Below are 25915 nucleotides of genomic sequence, written 5' to 3'. Positions count from 1 at the left end.
TTTGATCAACCTGCTAGATAGGACGAGCGGGTCAATCCCAGACGCAAGGCATCCAGATACTGCGTACGCTCGCGTGCAGTCAGCTTTGCCCCGGCTACCTTGTCGCGGTAGTAGGTCATCAGCTCCTCTGGCGAGAGGTGCACATAGCGAAGCATGTCTTCGATGGTGTCATGAGTCTCGATGCCACCATGACGCACAGTGCCATCCGCATCCTGATAGACGTTGACCGAGTCCGTATCGCCAAACAGGTTATGCATATCGCCCAGGATTTCTTGATAGGCACCTACCAGGAATACACCCAACATGTAATCTTCATTCGGACGCACATCGTGAACCGGCAAACTGGTCTCGATACTCTGCTCATCTACGTAATGGTTGATTTTGCCGTCCGAATCGCAGGTCAGATCCTGTAACACCGCGCGGCGCATCGGCTCTTCATCTAGACGCGTCAGCGGCACGATAGGCAGGATCTGCCCTATCGCCCAGGTATCCGGCAAGCTCTGGAAAACCGAGAAGTTACAGATGTACTTGTCGGCCAGCTTATCGTTCAGTTCGTCGAGCACCTGGCGATGCGAACGCTGGCGTGCCTTGAGCTGATTGTAGAGTCGACGGCAAATCGCAAAGTAGCATTGCTCTGCAAGCGCCTTGTCACTCAGGCTCAGGCGACCTGACGCATACTGCGCAGAGGCTTCGCTCACGTACTGGGTTGCACGCCAGTACGTCTCGGTCACCATTTCCGGATCGGTATCACCCAGCAGCTCAACTAGCCACTGCACGACTTCAGGCTTGTCGGAGAAATTCTCGATATCAGGCATGGCGTCGTTGTTGCGCTCGACATCGGTTACCTGCATGACCAGCACGGCATGGTGCGCAGTCATGGCACGGCCACTTTCCGAGAAGATGTTTGGATGTGGGAGGCCCTGACGATCGCAGAACTCCTTGAGCATCCCCACGACCGTCGCGGCATAGTCATCCATGTCGTAATTGATGGAACTGGCGTTACGCGAGTGCGTACCGTCGTAGTCCACACCTAGGCCACCGCCCACATCGACATGATCGACCGGCAATCCAAGCGCGCGCAGTTCGGCGTAATACCGAATGGCCTCACGGAAACCCTGACGATAATCAGCCAGATTGGCAATCTGCGAACCCATATGGAAATGCAGCAGGCGAACCCCCTGCTCGAGTCCTGCCTTGCGGAAACGCTCGATCACGGACAGCAGCTGTGCCGCCGACAGGCCAAACTTGGACTTTTCGCCCCCGGTATCGGCCCATTTGCTGGAAGCCAACGATGACAGGCGAACGCGGAGACCTACCTGCGGAGTCACCTTGAGATCGGCCGCCTCTTCAATCACCAGCGGGACTTCGGACTCCTTCTCGATCACGATGAAGACGTTGTGACCAAGCTTGAGCCCCATCAGGGCCAAGCGTATGAATTCGCGATCCTTGTAACCGTTGCAAACGATGGTGCCCCCCTTGGGCGCCAGCGCCAGCACAGCCATCAGCTCAGGTTTGGAGCCAGCCTCGAGCCCGATCGACACATTACGCGTGGCAATAATGTTCTCAACGACCGCTTCCTGCTGATTGACCTTGATCGGATACAGGGCAGTGTACTGACCACCATATTCCATTCGCTCGATATTGGCATCGAACGCACCGGTCAGTGCCCGCACGCGACCTTGCAGAATGTCAGGGAAGCGCACCAATAGAGGCAGCGAGAGACCCGCCTCGCACAGTTGCCCCACCAGTAGATGAAGGTCGATGGGCTCTCCATCGGGACCATGAGGACGGACTTCGACATTGCCGATGTCATTGATAGCGAAGTAGCCAGCGCCCCAGTGGCGAATGCCGTACACACTACGGCTATCGGCTACGGTCCATTGGCTGCCGTCATCTTTGCGCGTACGTCGTGGGGACATCCGCCAGATTCTCCTGTTGAAAGGTAATAAGGTGTTGACCGCAGATCGCTGCGGTAAGTTTGGATAGATATGGCCTGAACGTGGAACCGTTCGTTTAACCGCCGGACTTCTTGGCTTTGAAACCGCGTTTGGTCAGCTCGTCAATCAGCAGGTCGACATGATCGCCCTGAATCTCGATGACGCCATCCTTCAACGCACCACCAGTACTGCACCGCCGCTTCAGTGTGCTCGCCAATTCTTTCAATTCATCGGCCGTCACAGGCACACCACTAACCGTGGTCACGGTCTTGCCGCCACGACCTTTGGTTTCGCGGCGAACACGTGCAATACCGTCTCCAGCCTGCACGGGGGCCTGCTTACAGAGACAGTCAGCGAGAGGTTTGTTACAAGCCGGGCAATGACGACCACTATCGGTGGAATACACCAGGCCGCCGAGACCGGCAAAGGAAGAGGCTTTCTTGACCACCGGGCATTCCTCACAGGGTCAGGATAGCGACAGGCTGGAGAACCAACCAAGAGCGCCCCACTCTGGCAGGGGCTGCGCATCAAAAGGTCGCGCAATTTACCAGCATTGAACACAAATGCTAAGTACAAATTTGCGTCAATGCTGGATATTTTCATGACAGGCTCACAGAAAACCTGCTGCTGGGCTCATTACCCTTTTCGTGTCGGTGGCGCCATGAATTCCGGCCCTACCGGATCAGTCACATGTCGGGTCAGAATTTTATCGATTTCGTCTAGCTCCTCTTGACTCAGGGACCAGCCGAATGCCTCGTCTACTCCCTCGATCTGCTCGGGCTTTCGTGCCCCCCACAGCGCAATCGTTGGGCCCTTATCAAGAATCCAGCGGATAGCCAGCGCCAAGACCGTCTTGTCATGGCGAGCACGGGCGTAATCCTCCAACGCGGCCACTGCTGCAAGGTACTGCTCAAAACGCGGTGACTGAAACTTTGGATCGACCTTGCGCAAATCGTCCCCATCAAACCGTGTCGAGGGTGACATTTTACCGGCTAGCAGGCCGCGGCACAGTGCCCCGTAAGCCAACACCGCCAGCCCGTGATCCTTGGCATAAGGCAGTACGTCCTTTTCGATATCGCGCTCGAACAAGTTATAGGGAGGCTGTACCGCTGCCAGAGGGGCTACATCGCGAAAGGCATCCATCTGCTCAGGCGAGAAGTTGCTGACGCCCAGGGCCAGCACTTTTCCTTCCTGGCGCAGCTTTTCCAACTCGCGGGCAGTCTCGTCAATGGGTGTCAAGGGGTCTGGCCAATGTACCTGGTAAAGGTCGATGTGATCGGTCTTAAGGCGACGCAGAGAATCTTCGATTTCCTGACGGATACGGGCCGGAGTAGCGTTACGGAATGGGCCGTCATCATTCCAGTCCAGTGCGACCTTGGTAGCAATCACTGCTTTATCGCGTATTCCTTCCAGCGCCTTGCCCACGATCTCTTCGGAATTGCCGAAACCGTAGACGGGCGCAGTATCAATTAGATTGATACCACGCTCTACTGCACTGCGGATCGTGGCGATGGCCTTGGATTCATCACTACCGCCCCACATCCAGCCGCCAATCGCCCAGGTACCCAGGGCGATGCGGCTGACGGGACGGGATATACCTTGAATAGTCAATGTTTCAACTGACATGAGACCTCCTGTATGGCTCAGGGGTGGATAGGCTGATAACGCCTGATAAGCGCAAGACATGCGTATGGAGAGGTATTGAACAGGCCGTTCAATGAAAGTTGCCTGGCTGCAGCGCAACACTGCAGCCAGGCGAGGTATCAACCCTGCTCCATCAGCTGGCGCAAGTCGATAATTGCCGCATTAGCGCGGGAGATATAGTTAGCTATCACCAGAGAATGGTTAGCCAGAACACCGAAGCCACTGCCATTGAGAATCATCGGGCTCCAGACCGGCTGCTGAGCGGCCTCCAGCTCACGAATGATTTCGCGCACGTTTACCGTTGCGTTCTTCTTGGCCAGCACATCGGCAAAATCTACTTCGATGGCGCGCAGGATATGAGACAGCGCCCAGGCCTGCCCGCGTGCCTCGTAGAAAACGTTATCTATCTGAAGCCAGGGCGTCTTGACGATACGCTCGTGAACTTCAGGCACCTGTCCGGGGAGCAGATCCTGATTGGGATTGATGTCAGCATCCAGACGAGAGCGACCCACACTGGCGGAGAGCCGTTGTGACAGGGACCCCAGGCGAGTCTCTACGTCGCCCAGCCAGTTACGCAGGTTATCGGCACGCGCGTAAAAGAGCGCACGCTGCTGCTCCTGCCCACCCAGACGCGCCAAGTAAAGGTCAAGGGAGCGAATACCCGCACGATATTCAGACTCCGAAGACGGCATCGCCCAGCTACGGTTGTCAAAGTTGAAGTGTGGCTCGGCCTTGGCCAAATCAACATCTTCCGTTGACTGAGACTGAGAGCGGGCAAAGTCCTTGCGCAGCGCACGGGAAAGATCACGTACCTGCACCAGGACGCCGTATTCCCAGGAAGGCATGTTGTCGAGCCAGAGACCAGGGGGCGCAACATCGTTGGACAGATAGCCGCCTGGCTTGTCGAGCAAAGTGCCCGCCACCATCTTGAGTGTCTCTACCGTGGTATAACCCAGGGCCAGTTTGCGTTGAGCGGCAGCCGCCGCTTCCTGGGCATGCTGCTGGACAGGAAAGCGGTCCGGCTCGCGGCTCCAGTACCAACCCAGGATAAACATCACGAGCAGATAAAGGCCGATGATGATAGCCACGGCGCGCAGCCAGGGGCGGCCGCCAACAGCCGAAGCGCCGTCTGTCCGCCGCCTCCAACTGCTTGTACGATTCTTCCAGTCCAGCATGATGTTATTCCTTATAGTCGACTCCAGCGTTCGACCACGTCTATGACAAGGGGTTGCCGATTAAGTACGCTCGGTAGTGTACATAAGCCGTTCAGCTCTTGGTCCTAATGTTGCTCGATCCTGAGCCGATGACCTAGCAAGGCGATGCTGGTAGGCTCTAGTGATGGCCTATCGCCACCGATCTTTACTCAGGACGAGCCGGACTACCATGAGCGAGCATGACGATCCTTCACTGGACCGTATCAAGAACCATTTTGCCCAAAGGGTCATCACCCAGGCCAGACATGTTCTGGAAATCTGGCAACGCCTGCATCGTGTGGAGTGGAGTACGGCAAGCCTGGAAGAGCTGACCGAGGCCAACAATCGCCTCCTGCGCTATGCCCAGCGATTCGATCAACAGGAGCACAGCCAGCTGGCAGAACGGATTGCTGGCTGTCTTTTGGCCGTCGAGGCCAACCGGGGACGCCTGACCAGTACAACGATTTCAGAACTGAGCCAGCTCATGCAAAGCTTGTCTCGCACTGGCTTACGCCATGGCGATCAGCTGGAAAGCACCAACCTGCCCCCGTTGCGCAAGCCTATTTATATTGCCCTGCAGGATCGGGAGCGCTCTGAGCGCCTAGCCCTGCAAATGGAGTACTTTGGCGTCACGATTCATATCTTCGAAGACGCAGTCACATTCCGCCAGGCTATTTCCGAGCGCCACCCGGCAGTGCTCATCATGGAAGTGGATTTCAACGGCCCGGGCGCGGGTCTTCAGCTGACAGCCGAAATCCAGGCGAACCTGACTATCAAGCTGCCAGTGCTGTTCTTCAGCCATGAAGAAGCCGACACCGCCATGCGTCTGGCAGCCGTACGCGCGGGTGGCCACGAGTTCTATACCGGCACCCTGGATGCCTCGCACCTGCTTGAAAAGGTCGAAACGCTGACCCGCGTCGCCTATTACGACCCGATCCGCGCCCTGATCGTCGACGACTCGCGCGCCCAAGCGATGCATACGGAGATGTCTTTAAACAGTGCCGGCATCGTGACTCGCACCCTGCTCAACCCGACTGCCGTGATGCCGCATCTTGCCGAGTTCAACCCGGACCTGATCATTCTGGACATGTATATGCCGGAGTGCATGGGGACGGAGCTGGCCAAGGTCATCCGTCAGCATGAGCGCTACGTAAGCGTCCCGATTATCTACCTTTCGGCTGAAGGTGATCTGGACAAGCAGCTGGATGCCATGAGCGAAGGCGGCGATGATTTTTTGACCAAGCCGATCAAACCCCGCCACTTGATCGCCACCGTGCGTACACGCGCCGCCAGGGCACGTAACCTCAAAGCGCGCATCGTTCAGGACAGTCTGACAGGCCTGTATAACCATACCCACATTTTGCAGCTCCTGGAGGACGCGAGTTTTCTGGCTCGCCGACGCAGCAAAAGCCTGTCGTTTGTCATGCTCGATATCGATCACTTCAAAAAAGTGAACGATCAATATGGCCATCCTATGGGGGATCGCGTCATCAAGAGCCTGGCCCTGTTTCTGAAACAGCGCCTGCGCAAGACCGATCATATCGGCCGTTACGGTGGCGAGGAATTCGCCGTGGTGCTGCAGGACACCGATAGCCAGAATGCCCTGCGACTGATCGATGAAATCCGCAAACGGTTTTCAGAAATTTGCTATCCAGCCCAGCAGGAAAGCCTCTTCTGCACGTTCAGCGCAGGGGTTGCACAGCTGCAGCCCGACCAGGACATCAAGAGCCTGGCCAGGCAGGCTGATGAGGCGCTTTATCAGGCCAAGCGCGGTGGGCGTAACCGCGTGGAAATCTATCAGCCCCAGCCGTCAGCCTGACAATCCATCACGCATATGGAGACAATTCCTGAGGGCTAGCGGCGAACGCTTTCGGTATCATGGACGGGAGTTTTACCTGCCGAGAGTGTCATGCGCCGCCTGTTATTTCTGCTTTTGCTGATTATCGCCCTGCCCGTCTCTGCCGGCCTGTTTGACGGTAACCGTCCTGCATCGACTCTTGGCGCTTCAAGTAACGCCAGCGATTTTCTGCCTGTTGACCAGGCGTTCCGGCTGGAGCAGCTCGAATCCACTCCTGATAAACAGGTGCTGCGCTTCATTATTGCGGACGGTTATTACCTGTATCGGCATCGCTTTCAATTCAGCACGCAACCTGAAGGCCTGACACAGGATATTGCCTTGCCGGCTGGAGAACCCAAGCATGATGAGTGGTTCGGTGATGTACAGGTTTATCATCATGTAGTGGATATCGAGGTCCCGCTGGCACAGGCAGGCGTATCCGGACAATTGTCCATTACCTACCAGGGCTGCGCTGACAAAGGTCTGTGCTATCCGCCGGAAACCAAGCAGATCGCATTGGGTGGCGCCTCTGCCTTACCCGCTCCCGTGCCCTCTTCAACGACAGTCGAACCCGCGTGGCACTGGCGTGACATGCTCCTGTTTTTCCTGGCAGGCCTGGGGTTGACCTTTACCCCTTGCGTACTGCCCATGCTGCCTATCATGTCTTCAGTCCTGCTTCACGGTCGGGACAGAAGCTCTCATACCGCAGGCCGCGGGTTATTTCTTTCTCTGGTGTATGTCGTGCACATGGCAGGGTGCTTTGCCCTCCTGGGCTCGCTGATGGGGCTTTTTGGCGCAAGCCTCAATCTGCAGGCACGTCTGCAGTCGGCCTGGGTGCTCGTTCCCTTTGCTGCATTCTTCGTAGCCTTTGCACTGGCCATGTTTGGACTGTTCGAGCTTCGCCTGCCCGCCTTTATCCGAAACCCAGTCGACCGCCTGGCCAGTGGCGCGAAGGGCGGCTCCGTACTAGGTGCAGCCACGCTGGGCGTTCTTTCCAGCCTGTTGGTATCGCCGTGTGTCTCGGCGCCACTGGCGGGTGCATTGCTCTACATCAGCAGCAGTGGTGATGCGTTAGGCGGTGGACTCAAGCTGTTTGCTCTGGGCTTGGGGATGGGTACTCCACTTATTCTTTTTGCTACAGGCGGTGGGGCTCTCCTACCCAAATCCGGTGCCTGGATGGTGGGTGTACGAAACGCCTTTGGCGTTCTGCTCCTCGGAGTAGCCGTCTGGATGCTGGAACGCTTGCTGCCCGGCCCTGTGGCATTGGCCCTATGGGGCTTGCTGGCCGGCGGAACCGGGCTGTTCCTTGGAGCCTTGGAGTTGACACCCAAGACTCCCCGTCAAAAGCTGGCTCAGCTTTTGGGACTGGCCTTGCTGGTCTATGCCGTAGCGGCATGGATTGGTGCGCTGCAAGGCCGCTCAGATCCGCTTCGCCCGCTCACAGTGACCTCATCTCCTGCCACCCTGTCTAGCAGTACCAGCGCCTCGAATTGGCAGACGGTCAGTACGCCCGCCGAACTGGATGCTGCCTTGAAGGCCGCAAAGGATGCGGGGCAACCTCTTCTGCTCGACTGGTATGCCGACTGGTGCATCAGCTGCAAGGTAATCGAGCGTGAAGTGTTCAACGATCCTGCCATCATGGCCCGGCTGACTGCCTTTCGTCTGATACGCTTCGACATTACGGCCAGCAACGCACAACAGCGTGCGCTTCTGGATCGTTACCACCTCTTTGGCCCGCCCGCGATCCAGTTTTTTGATCGCAAGGGACAGGAAGCCCAAGACCTGAGGGTCATTGGTGAAATCGGCGCAGATGCGTTTGCCAAACACCTCGAACGCGCTCAAGAAACCTTATAACCCCCAATTAGATAAAATTTCGCCCAACGTGCTGGCATTTACAGCAAACATCGGGCGACTGGACAGTCAGCGAGCAATGCGGCATAGTCCGCGGCCATCGCTTTGCCTGTTGAAGGATGTCGTCATGGCTACGCTGCTGGTCCTGCATGGACCCAACCTGAATCTGCTGGGCACCCGCGAGCCGGGCGTCTACGGCGCGGTCACGCTGGATGAAATCAACCAGGATCTCAAGTGTCGCGCGGAAGCGGCCGGACATACACTGGACTATTTCCAGAGCAATGCCGAGCACCAATTGATCGAACGAATCCATGCCGCTCGTCATGAAGGCGTGGATTTTATTGTGATCAATCCTGCTGCCTTCACTCACACCAGCGTTGCGCTACGTGACGCATTGCTGGCTGTGAGCATCCCATTCATCGAGGTGCATCTTTCAAACGTGCACAAGCGAGAACCCTTTCGTCATCACTCCTACTTTTCAGACGTTGCCGTAGGGGTGATCTGCGGTCTCGGTGCCAGCGGTTATCGCATGGCGCTTGACGCTGCAATCGAAATGACAGGCAAGGCACAGAACGCCTAGCCGCTGCATAACCGGGCATTGAATCGACACCTCGATGTGCCCGACAAAAACTTAAACGTAACAGACCTTAGGGGAGTGCCAACGTTAATGGACATTCGTAAAGTCAAGAAGCTGATCGAACTGCTGGAAGAATCCGGAATCGACGAACTGGAGATCCGTGAAGGCGAAGAATCCGTTCGCATCAGCCGTCAGAGTCAGCGTGCTGTACAGACTGCTGTCTACGCTGCTCCGCCCGTCGCTGCCCCGGCTGCTGCACCCGCTCCGGTTGCTGCCCCGGCTGCCGAAGCACCCGCTGCGCAACAACTGACAGGCAACGTGGTTCGCTCGCCCATGGTAGGCACTTTCTATCGCGCCTCCTCTCCTACCTCTGCGCCCTTCGCCGAAGTGGGCCAGGCCGTGAAGAAAGGCGACATCGTCTGCATCGTGGAAGCCATGAAAATGATGAACCACATCGAAGCCGAAACCAGCGGTACCATCGGCGCTGTCCTGGTCGAAAACGGCCAGCCGGTTGAGTTTGACCAGCCGCTGTTCACCATTGTCTGATCGACAGGAGTCCGCGATGCTGGAAAAAGTCCTGATCGCCAACCGCGGGGAAATTGCCCTGCGTGTGGTTCGTGCCTGCAAGGAGTTGGGCATCAAGACGGTGGCCGTACACTCCACCGCTGATCGTGAGTTGATGCACTTGTCCCTGGCCGACGAATCGGTCTGCATCGGCCCCGCCCCGTCTCCTCAGTCTTACCTGAACATCCCGGCCATCATCAGCGCAGCTGAAGTTACCGGTGCCACTGCTATTCACCCTGGCTACGGTTTCCTGGCAGAAAATGCCGACTTTGCCGAGCAGGTCGAGCGCTCCGGCTTTACCTTTGTCGGTCCGACCGCAGACGTGATCCGCCTAATGGGCGACAAGGTCTCCGCAAAGGAAGCGATGAAAAAGGCAGGCGTACCCACGGTTCCCGGCTCCGATGGCGCGATGCCAACCGACGAAGCCGAGTGCCTGCGTATTGCACGCGAAGTGGGCTACCCCGTCATCATCAAGGCGGCTGGCGGCGGCGGTGGCCGTGGCATGCGCGTTGTTTACGAAGAGTCCGAGCTGATCAAGTCCATCAGCATGACTCAGACCGAAGCAGGCGCTGCGTTTGGCAACTCTACGGTTTATTTGGAAAAGTTTCTGGGCAACCCGCGTCATGTGGAAGTTCAGGTTCTGTCCGATGGCCAGGGCAATGCCGTTCACCTGTTCGACCGCGACTGCTCGCTGCAACGTCGTCACCAGAAAGTCATTGAAGAAGCACCTGCCCCGCAGATCGACGAAAAGGCACGTGCCGAAGTACTTGCCCGCTGCGTTCAGGCCTGCGTTGAGATCGGTTACCGCGGTGCCGGTACGTTCGAGTTCCTCTATGAGGACGGCCGTTTCTACTTCATCGAAATGAACACGCGCGTTCAGGTGGAGCACCCGGTTACCGAGATGATTACCGGTGTCGACATCGTCAAGGAGATGCTGAGCATCGCCGCTGGCAACAAGCTGTCGATCAAACAGGAAGACATCAAGATCACCGGACACGCCATCGAGTGCCGGATCAACGCGGAAGACCCCAAGACCTTCATGCCCTCGCCTGGTTTGGTCAAGCACTTCCACGCGCCGGGCGGCAATGGCGTACGGGTCGATTCGCACCTGTACAGCGGTTACAAGGTTCCGCCGAACTACGACTCGCTGATCGCCAAGCTGATCACCTGGGGACGTGACCGTGACGAGGCCATGGCCCGCATGCGTAACGCGCTGGATGAACTGATTGTCGATGGCATCAAAACCAATGCCGACCTGCATCGCATGCTTACACGCGATGAAGCCTTTAGCAAAGGCGGTGTGAACATCCATTATCTGGAGAAGAAGCTAGGCTTGAAACACTGATAGCCTTGCTTGAAGCCCGGGCCGCACATGCGGCCCGTTGCTTTTTAAACTACCCATTTACGTATTTGAAAGGTTTCGCCATGCCGTGGCTGCAAGTCCGACTCGCCATTACCCCTGATCAGGCAGAGCCCTATGAAGACGCCCTGCTCGGCCTGGGTGCTGTTTCCGTGACATTCATGGATGCAGAAGACCAGCCCATTTTCGAGCCGGACCTGGGCACAACGCCTCTTTGGAGCAAGACGCATCTGCTGGCCCTGTTCGAGTCAGATATCAATGAGCAGGACCTGGCGAAACACCTGACACTTATTGCAGGCACCGACGCTGATTTTCATATCGAGCATATCGAGGATCAGGACTGGGAACGCAGCTGGATGGATAACTTCCACCCCATGCGCTTTGGTCAGCGTCTATGGATCGTACCCAGCTGGCATGAAGCGCCCGAGCCGGGTGCAGTCAACCTGCATCTGGATCCCGGGCTTGCTTTCGGTACGGGGACGCACCCCACCACTGCACTGTGCCTCGAATGGCTGGATGGACAGCCACTTGAAGGCTATCAGATTATCGATTTTGGCTGCGGCTCAGGCATTCTGGCCATCGCGGCACTACTGCTGGGCGCAACGCGCGCCGTAGGAACAGATATCGACGTACAGGCGCTTGAGGCCTCCCGCGACAATGCCAACCGAAACGGCATTGACCCAGCCCGCTTCCCGGTCTACCTGCCAGCCGACATGCCGAACGAACCGGCTGATGTCGTCGTTGCTAACATTCTGGCCGGCCCGCTTGTAAGCCTCGCGCCACAATTGAGCTGCCTAGTAAAATCGGGGGGCCGACTGGCCTTGTCCGGCATTCTGGCGGAGCAGGCGGAAGAGGTACGCGCCGCCTACAGTGCCGATTTCGAGCTGGATCCTACGGCCGAGCGCGAAGGCTGGATCAGAATTACGGGCATAAAACGCTAAGATGAACGACGTGCGGCAAAAAGTGGCTTCAACGAGCCACTTTTCAGCCTTGAGCGTTAGAGTAAACTAGTCGGCTTTTCCGCAGGACCAGACCAGATCGCCATAATGACTGAAACCTACGTCACTCAATGCCCGCATTGCAGTACTCGCTTTCGAGTCAAGCAGGAGCATTTGGCGATTGCCCAAGGCAACGTGCGTTGCGGCGCCTGCCTTGAAATCTTCGATGCCACTCAGCATCTCGAAGGATTGCCGACACCGCTCAAGCCCGTCATCGAGTCGACAGCCGTCGTCATTCAGCCTGCGCCCCCTATGGTTCAGTCACCTTCGACGCAGCCCCAGTCTATCAGCCATGTTTCAGATGCTGCCGAAGCAGTGCCCAAGCACCCTTCGGACACTCTATTGATCCATGACGACCTGGATCTGGACGGGCTTGACCTGGATGAAGAGCTGGCCAAGCTGGACGCCATGGAGTCGGCGCAACGCCTTCCTCCCCTGCCAACATTTGGGCAGCAGAAACCCGCCTCGAAAGCCACACCGGCTTATGATGAAAGCTGGGCTGAGGCCCTGCTGCGCGAGGAAAATGCAGAATCTGACAACGAGCAGCGCCAGGAACCGACCTTAACGCTCGACACCATCGAGGAAGATCATGCTCATGAAGAGCCCTCGCTAGGGCTACATGCCTCGCATGAGGCAGACGAGCCCGAGTTTGAATCATCTCTGAGGGCTGACGAGAAAGACGATCACGATCAGCCGATCGAAGCGGCCGAACCTCATGTGGGTGACACGGCGCCCTCTGACCGGGAAGCCACGCCTGTACGTGCCGAGCCCGCTTTGCGTAACGACACGTTGCTCGACCTTCATGACGAGCCATTGCAGCTCGACTGGCAACCGCCGAAGAAGCAGTGGGCCAAGCGGCTCGGCTGGGTGCTGTTGAATCTGGTTGCCCTGTTTGGTTTGTTTGCTCAGTACGTTGGCTTTCATTTCGACGAGCTGGCGCGTCAAGACCAGTATCGTCCCTGGTTTGTTCAGTTCTGCGCGTGGGCGGACTGCAAGGTTCCGTCCAAGGTCGATGTAAAACAGATCCGTAGCAGCAACCTGGTTGTGCGCAGTCACCCAGAGTTTTCAGGCGCGCTACAGGTCGATGCGATCCTGTATAACCGGGCAACGTTCTCACAGCCCTTCCCGCTTCTGGAACTGCGCTTTGCCGACCTGAATGGGCAGCTCATTGCCAGCCGTCGGTTCAAGCCGTGGGAATACCTGGGCGGCGAATTGAAAGGACAGACTGAGATGCCACCGCAGACACCTATCCATATCTCGCTGGACATTCTTGATCCAGGCAGCCGAGCTGTAAATTACAGCCTCAGCTTTCATTCGCCCGAGTAAAAAACACTCCAATATGGCAAAGGTGTCCGGGCCAGGCTGAACTGTTCAGTTTTTGTTCAATTCAGCCTTTATCCGGACACGGCGAGCGGGTATCATTGCCGACCCTTTTCCAGTACACCCGTACCTCCAAAGCGCCTGCAGTTGCTATTGGATAAGGTAATTTCGGCCAGGGAAACTCATGTCGATGGTACGCATCGGCCCATATACATTGCCCAACCCACTGATCCTCGCGCCAATGGCCGGGGTGACTGATCGCCCATTCCGCCAGCTGTGTCGTCAGCTTGGTGCAGGTCTGGTCGTATCGGAAATGGTAACTAGCGACGTTCGTCTGTATAACAGCCGCAAGTCACGGCTACGCCTGATTCACGACGGTGAGGCCGAGCCGCGCTCGGTGCAGATTGCCGGCGGCGATCCAGCCATGCTGGCTGAAGCGGCACAGCGCAATGTCGAGCTGGGTGCACAGATCATCGACATCAATATGGGTTGCCCGGCTAAAAAGGTCTGCAACAAGGCAGCCGGTTCGGCGCTGATGAAAGATGAAGCGCTGGTAGCCGATATCCTGGATGCCGTCGTAGCCGCCGTTGACGTGCCCGTCACGCTCAAGATCCGTACAGGTTGGGACCGTGAACACCGCAATGGCGTGACGATTGCCCGCATTGCAGAACAGGCCGGTATTGCGGCACTCTCCGTGCACGGACGGACGCGGGCCGATCTGTATACCGGGACAGCGGAATACGACACCATCGCTGAAATCAAGCAGGCGGTTTCCATTCCGATTTTTGCCAACGGTGACATCGACTCACCGGAAAAGGCTCGCTACGTGCTGGACCATACCGGTGCCGATGCCCTGTTGATTGGCCGTGCGGCGCAAGGGAGACCCTGGATCTTCCGAGAGATCGATCATTACCTGCGTACAGGCCAGCATCTGCCGGCACCGACCCTTGGCGAAGTGGAACAGATCCTGCTGGGCCATTTGTCCGAGTTGCATGGTTTCTACGGCCCCGAAATGGGCGTACGGATCGCTCGCAAGCACGTAGGCTGGTATCTTTCAGCTCTTCCTGGCGCCCAGGACTTTCGCGCTCAGTTCAACCGTCTCCAAGATATGGACGCACAACACGCCAGCATTTGCGCCTTTTTCGCGCAGTGCCCATCTGATGGGAAGGAAGTGGCATGACTTCGTTGACCGATAACTCTATGACTGGAATCACGCCTGTGAGCGACAATGCCAATCTGAAGCAGCACCTGACGGCACCGCTGCAGGAAGGCCAGACCCTGCGAGACAGCGTTGAAAAGGCGCTTCGCAACTATTTCGCTCACCTGGACGGCCAGCCGGTTACCGATGTCTACAACATGGTGTTGTGTGAAGTCGAAGCCCCCTTGCTGGAAAGCGTAATGAATTACGTCAAGGGCAACCAGACCAAGGCGTCTGAGATGCTCGGCTTGAATCGCGGCACCCTGCGCAAAAAGCTCAAGCAATACGATCTGCTCTGATTCTCATGATGTCCAGAGCCGGTCGAGCAAGGTCCGGTTCTGGACAGCCCTTCCTCTCGCCTGACCGATGGACTTTGTGATGACAGACCAAACCGCCCGCCTTCCCGTTCGCCGTGCGCTGATCAGCGTCTCCGACAAGACTGGCGTCGTTGATTTTGCCCGAGAGCTTGCAGCATTAGGTGTCGAGATTCTTTCGACTGGCGGCACCTATAAATTGCTGCGCGACAATAATGTCCCGGCAGTGGAGGTGGCGGATTACACCGGCTTTCCAGAAATGATGGACGGTCGCGTCAAGACGCTGCATCCCAAGATTCATGGTGGCATCCTGGGTCGCCGCGGTACGGATGATGGCGTCATGGGTCAGCACGGCATCCAGCCGATTGATCTGGTAGCCGTTAACCTCTACCCCTTCGAGGCAACTGTAGCCAAGCCAGACTGCGACCTGCCGACTGCCATCGAGAATATCGATATTGGCGGTCCGACCATGGTTCGCTCAGCCGCGAAAAATCATAAGGACGTTGCTATCGTCGTCAATGCCGGCGATTACGCTCAGGTCATCGAAAGCCTCAAGCATGGCGGCATGACCTATGCACAGCGTTTCGATCTGGCCCTGAAGGCCTTCGAACATACATCAGCCTATGACGGCATGATCGCCAACTACCTGGGCACGATTGACCAGACGGCCGAAGTATTATCCACCCAGGGCCGCGGCAGCTTTCCCCGTACCTTCAATACCCAGTTCATCAAGGCGCAAGAGATGCGCTACGGTGAAAACCCGCATCAGAGCGCTGCTTTCTATGTAGAAGGCAAGCCCCAGGAAGCCAGTGTCGCCACGGCGACCCAGCTTCAAGGCAAGGAGCTTTCCTTTAATAACGTGGCTGACACCGATGCAGCCCTGGAGTGCGTAAAGGGCTTTGATGCTCCAGCCTGCGTTATCGTCAAACATGCCAATCCCTGTGGCGTTGCGGTAGCCTCTGAAGAGGATGGCGGCATTCGCAAGGCCTATGACTTGGCATATGCCACTGATAGCGAGTCTGCCTTTGGCGGCATCATCGCTTTCAACCGCGAGCTGGATGGCGAAACGGCTAAGGCGATTGTCGAGCGCCAGTTCGTCGAAGTCATCATTGCACCCAAGGTATCAGCTGCCGCTCGGGAGGTCGTCGCAGCCAAAGCCAATGTTCGACTGCTGGAATGCGGCGAATGGAGCACCGATCGCGTGGGCGGCTGGGACTTCAAGCGAGTAAACGGTGGCCTGCTGGTACAGAGCCGCGACATCGGTATGATCACTCAGGCCGATCTCAAAATCGTTACTCAGCGCGCGCCCAGTGAGCAGGAAATCCAAGACCTGCTGTTCGCTTGGAAAGTCGCCAAATTTGTGAAGTCCAACGCCATCGTTTATGCCAAGCATCGCCAGACCGTAGGCGTAGGAGCTGGCCAGATGAGCCGCGTCAACTCTGCCCGCATCGCTGCCATCAAGGCCGAGCATGCCGGACTGGCCGTGCAAGGAGCCGTCATGGCATCCGATGCCTTCTTCCCCTTCCGTGACGGCATCGACAATGCTGCCAAGGCCGGCATTACCGCCGTGATTCAACCCGGCGGCTCGATGCGTGACGCGGAAGTCATTGCGGCTGCCGATGAAGCAGGCATGGCCATGGTCTTTACCGGCATGCGTCATTTCCGTCACTAATCAAACCGGCTTTGCCGTATTGTCCGGAGCCTTGATCTGCCACTGCGCAGACGAGAGGCTCTGGACATCTTGCATCACTGCGGGCTCATGCCCTGGCCGGCATGAGCCCTAGAAGGAGCGAACATGAATGTATTGATCATTGGCAGCGGCGGACGAGAACACGCGCTGGCCTGGAAGGCGGCACAGGATCCTCGCGTTGAAAAGGTATTCGTTGCGCCGGGTAATGCGGGTACGGCCATCGAAGATAAATGTGAAAACGTCGCTATTGATGTCCTGGCCCTGGAGCAACTGGCGGACTTTGCCGAGAAAAACGTTGCCCTGACAATCGTCGGACCAGAAGCCCCTCTGGTAAAAGGCGTCGTAGACCTGTTTCGCTCACGTGGCCTGAAGTGCTTCGGCCCTACGGCAGGCGCTGCCCAGCTGGAAGGATCCAAGGCCTTCACCAAGGATTTCCTGGCCCGCCACCAGATTCCTACAGCGGCATACCAGAACTTTACTGAAATTGAGCCTGCCCTCGCCTACCTGCGTGAAAAGGGCGCACCTATCGTAGTCAAGGCCGACGGCCTTGCTGCAGGCAAGGGTGTGATCGTCGCCATGACGCTTGAAGAAGCTGAGGCTGCCGTACGTGACATGCTGTCAGGCAATGCCTTTGGCGATGCGGGTGCTCGTGTTGTTATTGAGGAGTTCCTGGAGGGCGAAGAGGCCAGCTTTATCGTCATGGTCGACGGCCATAATGTACTGCCCATGGCGACCAGTCAGGATCACAAGCGGGTAGGCGATGCGGACACTGGCCCAAATACCGGCGGCATGGGTGCGTACTCACCTGCTCCGGTGGTCACAGCTGATATTCACCAGCGCATCATGAAGGAGGTAATCTATCCCACCGTACAAGGTATGGCTGCTGAAGGTCATGTCTATACCGGTTTTCTGTACGCTGGCCTGATGATCGACAAGAACGGCGCTCCCAAGGTCATCGAGTTCAACTGCCGCTTTGGCGATCCTGAAACGCAGCCGATTATGCTGCGCCTGCAATCCAGTCTGGTAGCACTGGTCGAGGCAGCGCTGGCTGAGCAGCTGGATACGGCTGATGCCCAGTGGGATCCTCGACCCAGCCTGGGTGTCGTACTGGCAGCAGGTGGCTACCCTGGAGATTATGCCAAGGGAGACACCATTTCCGGCCTGGAACAGGCAGTCACTGCCGACGGCAAGGTCTTTCATGCTGGTACAGCATTAGCCCAGGATCAGGTCGTGACCAGTGGTGGCCGCGTCCTGTGCGCCACGGCACTAGGTGACTCCGTGGCTCAGGCACAGCAGAATGCCTATGCCCTAGCCAGACAGATCAACTGGAACGGCTGCTTCTACCGCAACGACATCGGTTATCGTGCGATAGCTCGCGAACGCAGCTAATACCACTGCCGGACGTCACGAAGATGTCCGGCAGCATTTATCCCTGCTGGTCGGCTCGCTATACTTTGAATTCAACTTACGAAGGGAATTTTCGTGCGCCGGCTCAGGACCGCCATCTGTTTGTTTGCCAGCGTTATGCTGGCTTTCCTGTATGCCTCGTTTCCTGCAGCTGCCGACGAAATGGCGGCATGGTCACGCCTGGATGATCCAGAGGGTAGCCTGCAGCTGAGCGATGTACGTGAGCGACTTTCTGAGTTCAGATCGCTCCCAGGCCAGGAAACCCATCGTCCGGCTGATGAAGGAGCAATCTGGCTCTATACTCGCCTGCCCGCCTCGGATGCCTCACGCGTTCTACGGGCCATTGCACCAAACGTGGCATATATCGATTTTTATGCCCTGAGTGATGGCAGGACCCTGTCCCTCAATCGAACCGGCATCGCGCGCCCCGGTAACTACCGTGAGCAGCCCAGCCGCGACTTTCTGTTTACCCTACCGAGTACCGCCGGCCCGCTGGACGTTTTTGTCCGCATGGAAAGCCGAAGTCCGATTCGTGCCTTTCTGAAGATTGCGCCCAATGCCGAGATCACCATCGCCTTCCGGCTACTGATGTTCGGTACGCTGCTGGGCTGCCTGTGCATGCTCATGATCTTCAATATGATGCAGCTCTTCTACCGGCGCAGCAGTACCGGTATTGCCCTGACCATTCTGCTCGGCCTGCAGATGGTGGCCGCCTTTAACATTTTCGGCCTGGCCAGCATGATCCTGGTCGAAAAACTCTACCTGACGCCATTGCTGATGGATCTCTCCACTCTGGCAGCAATGGCGTGTGCGCTCTACTTCACCAACGCCTTCTTTAGCGGCCAGCAATTGCCATTACGCCTGCAACTGGTGCTTTACATCGAGTTCATCTCGCTTGTGCTGGCGGCCGCGTTCCTGATTCTGACCAAGGACGTATACATCGGCGAGGTGCTTTACAGCCTCATTGGCCTAAGTGTTTTCACCCTTTTCGCCATCAGCGTCAAATACTGGCAACAGGGCTTCAAGCCCGCACGCTGGCTGGCGCTGGCCTATCTGCTGGCCATCATTGCGGGTGGTTTGGCCCTGCCCCGCATGATGGGTTACTGGTCCTCACCAGAATGGCTGGGACGCGCACTGGTTATGGTCAGCGTGATTACCGGCTTTCTGTTTACAGTAGCCGTAGGCGAGCGCCAGCGTTATCTGCTTGAAAAGCACTTCCTGATGAGCCGTGACCAAGCCGCCAACACGGCTGAAATCAAGGGCAAGGCAGACTTCCTGGCACGCATGAGCCACGAGATACGCACCCCCATGAACGGTGTATTGGGCATGACCGAGCTGCTTTTAGGCACCGCCATGTCACCCAAGCAGCGGGATTATGTCCAGACCATTCACAGCGCGGGTAATGAGCTGCTTAGCCTGATCAATGAAATTCTGGATATATCAAGGCTCGAGTCCGGCCAGATCGAACTGGAAGATGTCCAATTCGACTTCAATGCGTTGATCGAGGACAGCCTTGATATTTTCAGAGCCAAGGCCGAGCATCGACAGGTTGAACTGATCAGCTTTATCCAGCCCCAGGTGCCGCGCATGATGACGGGTGACCCGACGCGTCTGCGCCAGGTGTTGCTGAGCCTGCTGGATAATGCCTTCCAGCGGACTGAAATAGGCGAGATCCTGCTGGTGGTGGCTCTGGAAGGCCAGGGAACGCCAAACCCTCGCCTGCGTATCGCCGTTCAGGACAGCGGTACGCCCCTGGAGCCTGAGGCCCGTAACCGCCTGGTTTCCAGCACGTTGGACAGCCGGGAGTTTCTGGCAGCTGGTGTATCGGGTGCCCATCGGGGTCTTGCTATCACGCAGCGCCTGATCATGCTGATGAAGGGTGAGCTGGGTATCGAAAGCGGCGCTGAAGCTGGCTCGACCGTCTGGCTTACCCTTCCCGTTCCACAAGGCCTTCTGGATAATCCCGGCGCTGATCTCGACCGTCCCTTGCATGGTGTCCGCCTGCTGGTGGTCGACGATAATGAAACCTGCCGCAAAGTTCTCCAGCTGCAATGCAGTGCCTGGGGCATGAACGTCACCCTGGCGGCCTCCGGGCGGGAAGCCCTGGCACTCCTGCGTACCAAGGCGAACCTGCAAGAATATTTCGATGTCGTGCTGCTGGATCAGGAGATGCCAGGCATGACCGGCATGCAACTGGCCGCACGGATCAACGAAGATCCCAACCTGAGCCATGATCTGCTACTGATCATGCTGACCGGTATCACTAACGCGCCCAGCAAGATCATTGCACGCAACGCGGGTATCAAGCGTGTCCTGACCAAGCCTGTAGCAGGCTACACACTGAAGGCCACACTGGCCGATGAACTCTCCCGACGCAGCCAGCCACTGGGCGAGACGCCTCGAGAGAACCAGTCGGCACCTCTGCCGAACGACCTCAAGGTTCTGGTTGCCGAGGACAACATCATCTCAACCAAGGTTATTCGCGGCATGTTGAAAAAGATCAACATCGAGCCGGATACAGCTACAAATGGCCTCGAAGCCTTGGCAGCCATGCAACAGACCCAATACGACCTCGTATTGATGGACTGCGAGATGCCGGAAATGGACGGCTTTACAGCAACCGAACGCATGCGTGCGTGGGAGACCCGTGAGAACCGCCCACGAACACCGATTGTGGCGCTGACGGCGCATATCCTTTCCGAACACAAGGAACGCGCCCAGGAAGCCGGAATGGATGGTCATATGGCCAAGCCTGTGGAGTTGTCTCAATTGCGTGACCTTGTGCAGTTCTGGGCTGGCGAACGCGAGCGAGGCGAAACAAAGAAGTAAGGTGGCAGCTACGTGACTTCTTCACCATGTAGCTGCCTGACTCGTCCAATAGGCTGCTTATAATTCATCCAAATAGCGGCCCAAGCCAGGCGCCCCAAAAAAGGGCCGCCTGGTTTTTCGTATTTACCCAGAGCACCAAAAGAAGGCAGCACGTCTACTACGCCGCCAGCCTTTAAGCATGAAAGCCTAGTCAAATCAAAGGCTGTGGCAGTTTGGCATGGATAGTGAAATGCATCGATTAAAGCCGAAAAGGCTTACCCACAATCGAGCACGATCATCCAGGAGCCATGCATGAAGCGCCGTCCCCTACTCAAGACAACGTTGGCCGCTAGCGCCCTGCTGTTCAGCGGACTTTTCCCTTTCAGCGCTGCGCACGCCGCCGACACCATCAAGGTCGGTATTCTGCACTCCCTGTCCGGCACCATGGCGATCTCCGAAACATCGCTCAAAGACATGGCGCTAATGACCATTGATGAAATCAATGCCAAGGGCGGCGTAAACGGTAAAAAGCTTGAGCCTGTGGTGGTTGACCCTGCTTCCAACTGGCCATTGTTTGCAGAAAAAGCACGCCAATTACTGACTCAGGACAAGGTAGCCGTGGTATTCGGCTGCTGGACCTCCGTCTCTCGCAAATCCGTACTACCGGTTTTTGAAGAGCTGAACGGCATGTTGTTTTACCCCGTTCAGTATGAGGGCGAGGAAATGTCGCCCAATGTGTTCTATACCGGCGCAGCGCCCAATCAGCAGGCCATTCCGGCAGTGGAATACCTGATGAGCGAGGATGGCGGTGCCGCCAAGCGTTTTTTCCTGCTGGGCACCGATTACGTCTATCCTCGTACCACAAACAAGATCCTCCGCGCGTTCCTGCATAGCAAGGGCGTAGACGACAAAGATATCGAAGAGGTCTATACCCCCTTTGGTCATAGTGACTATCAGACCATCGTTGCCAATATCAAAAAGTTCTCTGCCGGCGGCAAGACCGCTGTGGTCTCGACCATCAACGGCGATTCCAACGTGCCCTTTTACAAGGAACTGGCCAACCAGGGGTTGAAGGCAACAGACGTACCGGTAGTGGCTTTCTCGGTGGGTGAGGAAGAGCTGCGTGGTATCGACACGGCGCCACTGGTCGGTCATCTGGCAGCCTGGAACTACTTCCAGTCCGTCGAGAATCCGGTCAACCAGAAATTCTTATCTGACTGGAAGGCCTATGCCAAGGCCCATAACCTTCCCAACGCCGCTACAGCTGTCACCAATGACCCGATGGAAGCGACCTACGTAGGTATCCACATGTGGGCGCAGGCCGTCGAGAAGGCCAAGTCGACCGATGTGGACAAGGTGCGTGATGCGCTGGCGGATCAACGCTTCCAGGCGCCTTCGGGTTATACCCTGACCATGGACAAGACCAATCATCACCTCCATAAGCCGGTCATGATCGGCGAGATCCAGGATGACGGTCAGTTCAGTGTGGTCTGGCAAACTGAAGGTCCCATCCGCGCACAGCCCTGGAGCCCTTATATCACCGGCAATGACAAGAAACCGGATCATCCAGTCAAGGGTACGTTTTAACGCATGAGTTGATAACGCGTCGCGGGCACTGGCGAGCCTTTCGCTTGCCAGTGTCTGCTTCGCCACGAAGCGCCCGAGGGTGCAGCCCCTGCACACACGAGAGAAAACATGCGCCTGGTTTCCTTTTTATTGACTGCCTTGCTGCTGAGCGCTACCGGCTTGGCCTGCGCCGGCCCGGCCAGTGATTTCGCCGCCGCCAGCAGCGCCGAACAGATCAAGCTACTACAAGCCTGGTCGGCTGAGCCCAGCCCTGACCGCTTACCTTTTCTACAAGCCCTGCAGGACAACACCGTAGTTATCGACGATGAAAAGCACGTGTTCTACAAGGACGGCAATACACTGCATGCCGCAGAAGGTGACTCTACAGTAGCGCCTGTCGGCACGCCGAAAAGCTTCCGCTTGAACAACCGGCTCCGGGTCTTGATCAGCAATGCCCTGGCGAGCCACCAGCTCCTGTCCGACGATGCTTCGGCACGTCTGCACGCTGCACAGGCATTACGGCAGGAAGCCAAGCCAGAACAGCGTACGCTGCTCGAACAGCGCCTGCATATCGAGGCAGATGAAGACGTCAAACAGGCGTTGAGCCTTACCCTGGCCAACCTACAGTTGACCGATCCTGATCCTGCCGTGCGTTTGGCTGCGGTGCGCCTGCTGGGCGACACCGGTGAGCCCCAGGCACGCACGCGCCTGCAGGCGCTGACCAATCCCGCCAACGAGACCGACGCCAATGTACGCAAGGCCGCAGCAACCAGTCTGCAACAGGTGGAACGTCGCCTGCTGATCGGTGATCTGCTTGGACAGGCCTTTACCGGCCTTTCCCTGGGCTCGATTCTGCTATTGGCAGCCTTGGGCCTTGCCATCACGTACGGACTGCTGGGTGTGATCAATATGGCCCATGGCGAGATGCTGATGCTGGGCGCCTACTCCACGTACGTGGTTCAACTGCTATTCCAGCGTCTGGCGCCCGATTGGCTCGCGTTTTATCCACTGCTGGCTCTGCCTGTGGCATTTCTTATCACGGCGGTCATTGGCATGGCACTGGAACGTACCGTGATCCGCCATCTGTACGGCCGCCCGCTTGAAACCCTGCTGGCAACCTGGGGCATCAGCCTGATGCTGATCCAGCTGGTGCGCGTCGTGTTCGGGGCCCAAAACGTGGAAGTGGCAAATCCGGCATGGCTCTCGGGCGGTATCCAGGTCTTGCCGAATCTGCTGCTGCCATATAACCGGCTGATCATCATTGGTTTTGTAATTGCGGTTCTGGTTCTCACCTGGAGTCTGCTCAATATGACCCGGCTAGGCTTGAATATCCGCGCCGTGACGCAGAACCGCAACATGGCAGCCTGCTGCGGCGTGCCGACCGGGCGCATCGACATGCTGGCATTTGGCCTGGGCTCGGGTATTGCCGGCCTGGGTGGCGTGGCGCTGTCGCAGGTTGGCAACGTCGGACCTGACCTGGGTCAGGGCTACATTATCGACTCCTTTCTGGTCGTGGTGCTTGGCGGGGTTGGCCAGCTGGCTGGAAGCGTCATGGCTGCGTTCGGCCTGGGCATTGCCAACAAGATTCTCGAACCACAGATCGGCGCAGTACTGGGCAAGATCCTGATCCTCGCGCTGATCATCCTGTTTATCCAGAAGCGCCCCCAAGGCCTCTTCGCTCTCAAAGGGAGGGTTATCGATTGAACCAGCCCCTGACCATTACGCTTGCGCAAAAAGCCGGCCCGCGCTGGACCCTGGCCCTTGGCGGATTAGCCCTGGTTGGCCTGCTTGCCTTGCCGCTTCTCTCCTTGCTACCGGCCGACAACCCATTACAGGTGTCGGCTTATACCCTAACACTGGTAGGCAAGATTCTCTGCTATGCCATCGTGGCGCTTGCTCTGGACCTGGTCTGGGGATACGCCGGACTGCTGTCGCTCGGCCACGGCCTGTTCTTCGCCCTGGGCGGCTACGCGATGGGCATGTACCTGGTACGCCAGTCTGCCGGAGAAGGCGTCCCGGCCTTCATGTCGTTTCTGTCCTGGACGGAAATCCCCTGGTTCTGGGCGGGTACGCAGCACTTCTTGTGGGCGCTGTGCCTGGTCGTACTTGCGCCGGGCGTCCTTGCCTTTGTATTCGGTTTTTTTGCCTTCCGCTCACGCATTAAAGGCGTGTACTTCTCGATCATGACGCAGGCGCTAACCTTTGCCGGCATGCTGTTGTTCTTTCGCAACGAGACTGGTTTTGGAGGCAATAACGGATTTACCGGCTTCACTACCCTGCTCGGCTTCCCGATCGCCTCACCGGGCATACGTGCCATGCTTTTCCTGCTGACAGTCGCCCTGCTTGTAGGCAGTCTGCTCCTGGGCTGGCAACTCGCACGCAGTAAATTCGGCCGCATTCTTACCGCCATCCGCGATGCGGAGAACCGCGTCATGTTCTGCGGCTACGATCCACGCGGCTTCAAACTGTTCGTCTGGACGCTGTCGGCGGTGCTTTGTGGTCTGGCGGGTGCGCTGTACGTACCTCAGGTGGGCATCATCAACCCGAGCGAAATGGCTCCGACCAATTCCATCGAGGCTGCCATCTGGGTGGCTCTGGGCGGCCGCGGTACGCTGATTGGCCCGATTATTGGTGCGGGCATCGTCAATGGTGCCAAGAGCTGGTTCACCGTTGCCTTTCCCGAGTACTGGCAGTTCTTTCTGGGCCTGCTGTTCATCGTAGTGACCCTCTATCTTCCCAAGGGCGTGATCGGACTGATCCGTAAGGATAAAGACCTATGAAAGCCGCTCCTGTACCTGAACTGCTCGATGCCTCCCTAGGCAGCGAATCGAGCGGTCTTGGCCACCGTGTTACAGGCGGTCTCGACACCCGCCACGGCACGATTCTTACGCTAGAGGACATCAGTGTCAGCTTCGATGGATTCAAGGCGCTAAATGACCTGACGCTTTACATCGGTGTCGGTGAGCTGCGCTGCATTATCGGGCCCAATGGTGCCGGCAAGACGACCCTGATGGACGTCATCACCGGCAAGACCCGTCCCGATACTGGCAAGGCCTACTTTGGCGAAACCCTGGACCTGACTCAGATGAGCGAGGTGCAAATCGCTCAGGCAGGCATCGGTCGGAAGTTTCAGAAGCCTACGGTATTCGAAGCGCTTACCGTGTATGAAAACCTGGAGTTGGCACAAAAGGCCGACAAGTCTGTCTGGGCCAGCTTGCGAACAACGCTTAGTGGTGAGCAGAAGGAGCGACTCGAAGACATCCTGACCACGATCCGCCTGAGCGAATCGCGTCATCGACCGGCCGGGTTGCTCTCCCATGGACAAAAGCAGTTCCTGGAAATCGGCATGCTACTGACGCAGGAGCCCCAGTTACTCCTGCTGGACGAGCCGGTAGCCGGTATGACAGATGCCGAAACCGAGTTTACAGCGGAGCTGTTCAAGTCGCTGGCTCGCAAGCATTCGCTCATGGTGGTGGAGCATGACATGGGCTTTGTCGACACCATCGCTGACCATGTCACCGTGCTGCACCAAGGGCGTGTTCTGGCAGAGGGCTCGCTTGCCGAAGTACAGGCCAATGAGCAGGTCATCGAGGTCTATCTAGGTCGATGAGAGCGCCCCATAGCGTGGATCAAGCCCAGCAATGCTGTGCA

At 57.3% G+C, this 25915-nt stretch carries 20 protein-coding genes; 16 read left to right on the top strand and 4 right to left on the bottom strand.

The features are described 5' to 3' along the window. Nucleotides 1–5: 5 nt before the first annotated feature. From speA to EAW52_RS06730, 4 genes are all read right to left on the bottom strand, one after another. Nucleotides 6–1919, bottom strand: a complete 1914-nt coding sequence (gene speA / locus EAW52_RS06745; protein WP_010795417.1) for an arginine decarboxylase — start codon at nucleotides 1917–1919, stop codon at nucleotides 6–8. 94 nt (nucleotides 1920–2013) lie between these two features. Next, on the bottom strand, nucleotides 2014–2385 hold the full coding sequence (locus tag EAW52_RS06740) for a translation initiation factor Sui1 (RefSeq protein ID WP_122041874.1): 372 nt from the start codon (nucleotides 2383–2385) through the stop codon (nucleotides 2014–2016). A 188-nt stretch (nucleotides 2386–2573) separates the two neighbouring features. Next, nucleotides 2574–3563 (bottom strand): aldo/keto reductase, encoded by a 990-nt coding sequence (locus tag EAW52_RS06735; protein WP_019364332.1) that lies wholly within the window; start codon nucleotides 3561–3563, stop codon nucleotides 2574–2576. A gap of 137 nt (nucleotides 3564–3700) precedes the next feature. Then, nucleotides 3701–4756: a DUF2333 family protein gene (locus EAW52_RS06730; protein ID WP_177411895.1), complete on the bottom strand. Its 1056-nt coding sequence runs from the start codon at nucleotides 4754–4756 to the stop codon at nucleotides 3701–3703. Between the two features lie 208 nt (nucleotides 4757–4964). Here EAW52_RS06730 and EAW52_RS06725 point away from each other — a divergent pair, with 208 nt between their 5' ends. The 16 genes from EAW52_RS06725 (at nucleotide 4965) to urtD (ending at nucleotide 25874) form a co-directional block, all read left to right on the top strand. Next, complete coding sequence (locus EAW52_RS06725; protein WP_019364330.1) at nucleotides 4965–6593, top strand: PleD family two-component system response regulator; 1629 nt, start codon at nucleotides 4965–4967, stop codon at nucleotides 6591–6593. A gap of 90 nt (nucleotides 6594–6683) precedes the next feature. Then, nucleotides 6684–8465, top strand: coding sequence for a protein-disulfide reductase DsbD (locus tag EAW52_RS06720; RefSeq protein WP_122041873.1), 1782 nt, complete (start codon nucleotides 6684–6686; stop codon nucleotides 8463–8465). A 124-nt stretch (nucleotides 8466–8589) separates the two neighbouring features. Continuing rightward, nucleotides 8590–9042 carry a type II 3-dehydroquinate dehydratase gene (gene aroQ, locus EAW52_RS06715; protein WP_010795423.1) on the top strand — a complete coding sequence of 151 codons (453 nt, stop codon included), beginning with the start codon at nucleotides 8590–8592 and terminating at the stop codon, nucleotides 9040–9042. A gap of 87 nt (nucleotides 9043–9129) precedes the next feature. Next, on the top strand, nucleotides 9130–9585 hold the full coding sequence (gene accB, locus EAW52_RS06710; protein ID WP_010795424.1) for an acetyl-CoA carboxylase biotin carboxyl carrier protein: 456 nt from the start codon (nucleotides 9130–9132) through the stop codon (nucleotides 9583–9585). A gap of 16 nt (nucleotides 9586–9601) precedes the next feature. Next, a complete protein-coding gene (accC, locus tag EAW52_RS06705; protein WP_122041872.1) occupies nucleotides 9602–10948 on the top strand; it encodes an acetyl-CoA carboxylase biotin carboxylase subunit in 1347 nt (448 codons plus the stop codon). Between the two features lie 80 nt (nucleotides 10949–11028). Then, on the top strand, nucleotides 11029–11904 hold the full coding sequence (gene prmA, locus EAW52_RS06700) for a 50S ribosomal protein L11 methyltransferase (RefSeq protein ID WP_122041871.1): 876 nt from the start codon (nucleotides 11029–11031) through the stop codon (nucleotides 11902–11904). A 105-nt stretch (nucleotides 11905–12009) separates the two neighbouring features. Then, nucleotides 12010–13287, top strand: a complete 1278-nt coding sequence (locus EAW52_RS06695; RefSeq protein WP_122041870.1) for a DUF3426 domain-containing protein — start codon at nucleotides 12010–12012, stop codon at nucleotides 13285–13287. 178 nt (nucleotides 13288–13465) lie between these two features. Continuing rightward, nucleotides 13466–14461: a tRNA dihydrouridine synthase DusB gene (gene dusB, locus EAW52_RS06690; protein WP_122041869.1), complete on the top strand. Its 996-nt coding sequence runs from the start codon at nucleotides 13466–13468 to the stop codon at nucleotides 14459–14461. Then, on the top strand, nucleotides 14458–14778 hold the full coding sequence (gene fis, locus EAW52_RS06685) for a DNA-binding transcriptional regulator Fis (protein ID WP_010795429.1): 321 nt from the start codon (nucleotides 14458–14460) through the stop codon (nucleotides 14776–14778). The genes dusB and fis overlap by 4 nt, the downstream gene beginning before the upstream one ends. Before the next feature lie 79 nt (nucleotides 14779–14857). Then, nucleotides 14858–16465 carry a bifunctional phosphoribosylaminoimidazolecarboxamide formyltransferase/IMP cyclohydrolase gene (gene purH / locus EAW52_RS06680; RefSeq protein ID WP_122041868.1) on the top strand — a complete coding sequence of 536 codons (1608 nt, stop codon included), beginning with the start codon at nucleotides 14858–14860 and terminating at the stop codon, nucleotides 16463–16465. A 123-nt stretch (nucleotides 16466–16588) separates the two neighbouring features. Then, a complete protein-coding gene (purD, locus tag EAW52_RS06675) occupies nucleotides 16589–17872 on the top strand; it encodes a phosphoribosylamine--glycine ligase (protein WP_122041867.1) in 1284 nt (427 codons plus the stop codon). A 93-nt stretch (nucleotides 17873–17965) separates the two neighbouring features. Further along, nucleotides 17966–20719 carry a hybrid sensor histidine kinase/response regulator gene (locus tag EAW52_RS06670; RefSeq protein WP_218567923.1) on the top strand — a complete coding sequence of 918 codons (2754 nt, stop codon included), beginning with the start codon at nucleotides 17966–17968 and terminating at the stop codon, nucleotides 20717–20719. A 291-nt stretch (nucleotides 20720–21010) separates the two neighbouring features. Beyond that, complete coding sequence (gene urtA, locus EAW52_RS06665; RefSeq protein WP_122041865.1) at nucleotides 21011–22285, top strand: urea ABC transporter substrate-binding protein; 1275 nt, start codon at nucleotides 21011–21013, stop codon at nucleotides 22283–22285. Between the two features lie 108 nt (nucleotides 22286–22393). Continuing rightward, nucleotides 22394–23968, top strand: a complete 1575-nt coding sequence (urtB, locus tag EAW52_RS06660) for an urea ABC transporter permease subunit UrtB (protein WP_122041864.1) — start codon at nucleotides 22394–22396, stop codon at nucleotides 23966–23968. Continuing rightward, nucleotides 23965–25044 (top strand): urea ABC transporter permease subunit UrtC, encoded by a 1080-nt coding sequence (gene urtC / locus EAW52_RS06655; RefSeq protein ID WP_122041863.1) that lies wholly within the window; start codon nucleotides 23965–23967, stop codon nucleotides 25042–25044. The genes urtB and urtC overlap by 4 nt, the downstream gene beginning before the upstream one ends. After that, a complete protein-coding gene (urtD, locus tag EAW52_RS06650) occupies nucleotides 25041–25874 on the top strand; it encodes an urea ABC transporter ATP-binding protein UrtD (protein ID WP_122041862.1) in 834 nt (277 codons plus the stop codon). Before urtC ends, urtD begins: the two co-directional genes overlap by 4 nt. Nucleotides 25875–25915: the final 41 nt, after the last annotated feature.

This window comes from Pseudomonas sp. LTJR-52, assembly GCF_003691465.1.
Lineage (GTDB): Bacteria > Pseudomonadota > Gammaproteobacteria > Pseudomonadales > Pseudomonadaceae > Chryseomonas > Chryseomonas luteola.
The sequence above is the reverse complement of the archived record's forward strand: the minus strand, read 5'-3'. Positions and strand labels throughout refer to the sequence as shown.

Excerpts from the sequence above, each read along its gene's own strand:
- dusB (WP_122041869.1), top strand. The coding sequence starts at position 13,466 with ATGTCGATGGTACGCATCGGCCCATATACATTGCCCAACCCACTGATC.
- EAW52_RS06720 (WP_122041873.1), top strand. The coding sequence starts at position 6,684 with ATGCGCCGCCTGTTATTTCTGCTTTTGCTGATTATCGCCCTGCCCGTC.
- urtA (WP_122041865.1), top strand. The coding sequence starts at position 21,011 with ATGAAGCGCCGTCCCCTACTCAAGACAACGTTGGCCGCTAGCGCCCTG.
- EAW52_RS06725 (WP_019364330.1), top strand. The coding sequence starts at position 4,965 with ATGAGCGAGCATGACGATCCTTCACTGGACCGTATCAAGAACCATTTT.
- speA (WP_010795417.1), bottom strand. The coding sequence starts at position 1,919 with ATGTCCCCACGACGTACGCGCAAAGATGACGGCAGCCAATGGACCGTA.
- aroQ (WP_010795423.1), top strand. The coding sequence starts at position 8,590 with ATGGCTACGCTGCTGGTCCTGCATGGACCCAACCTGAATCTGCTGGGC.
- EAW52_RS06730 (WP_177411895.1), bottom strand. The coding sequence starts at position 4,756 with ATGCTGGACTGGAAGAATCGTACAAGCAGTTGGAGGCGGCGGACAGAC.
- accC (WP_122041872.1), top strand. The coding sequence starts at position 9,602 with ATGCTGGAAAAAGTCCTGATCGCCAACCGCGGGGAAATTGCCCTGCGT.
- EAW52_RS06695 (WP_122041870.1), top strand. The coding sequence starts at position 12,010 with ATGACTGAAACCTACGTCACTCAATGCCCGCATTGCAGTACTCGCTTT.
- urtD (WP_122041862.1), top strand. The coding sequence starts at position 25,041 with ATGAAAGCCGCTCCTGTACCTGAACTGCTCGATGCCTCCCTAGGCAGC.
- purH (WP_122041868.1), top strand. The coding sequence starts at position 14,858 with ATGACAGACCAAACCGCCCGCCTTCCCGTTCGCCGTGCGCTGATCAGC.
- accB (WP_010795424.1), top strand. The coding sequence starts at position 9,130 with ATGGACATTCGTAAAGTCAAGAAGCTGATCGAACTGCTGGAAGAATCC.
- prmA (WP_122041871.1), top strand. The coding sequence starts at position 11,029 with ATGCCGTGGCTGCAAGTCCGACTCGCCATTACCCCTGATCAGGCAGAG.
- fis (WP_010795429.1), top strand. The coding sequence starts at position 14,458 with ATGACTTCGTTGACCGATAACTCTATGACTGGAATCACGCCTGTGAGC.
- EAW52_RS06735 (WP_019364332.1), bottom strand. The coding sequence starts at position 3,563 with ATGTCAGTTGAAACATTGACTATTCAAGGTATATCCCGTCCCGTCAGC.
- purD (WP_122041867.1), top strand. The coding sequence starts at position 16,589 with ATGAATGTATTGATCATTGGCAGCGGCGGACGAGAACACGCGCTGGCC.
- urtB (WP_122041864.1), top strand. The coding sequence starts at position 22,394 with ATGCGCCTGGTTTCCTTTTTATTGACTGCCTTGCTGCTGAGCGCTACC.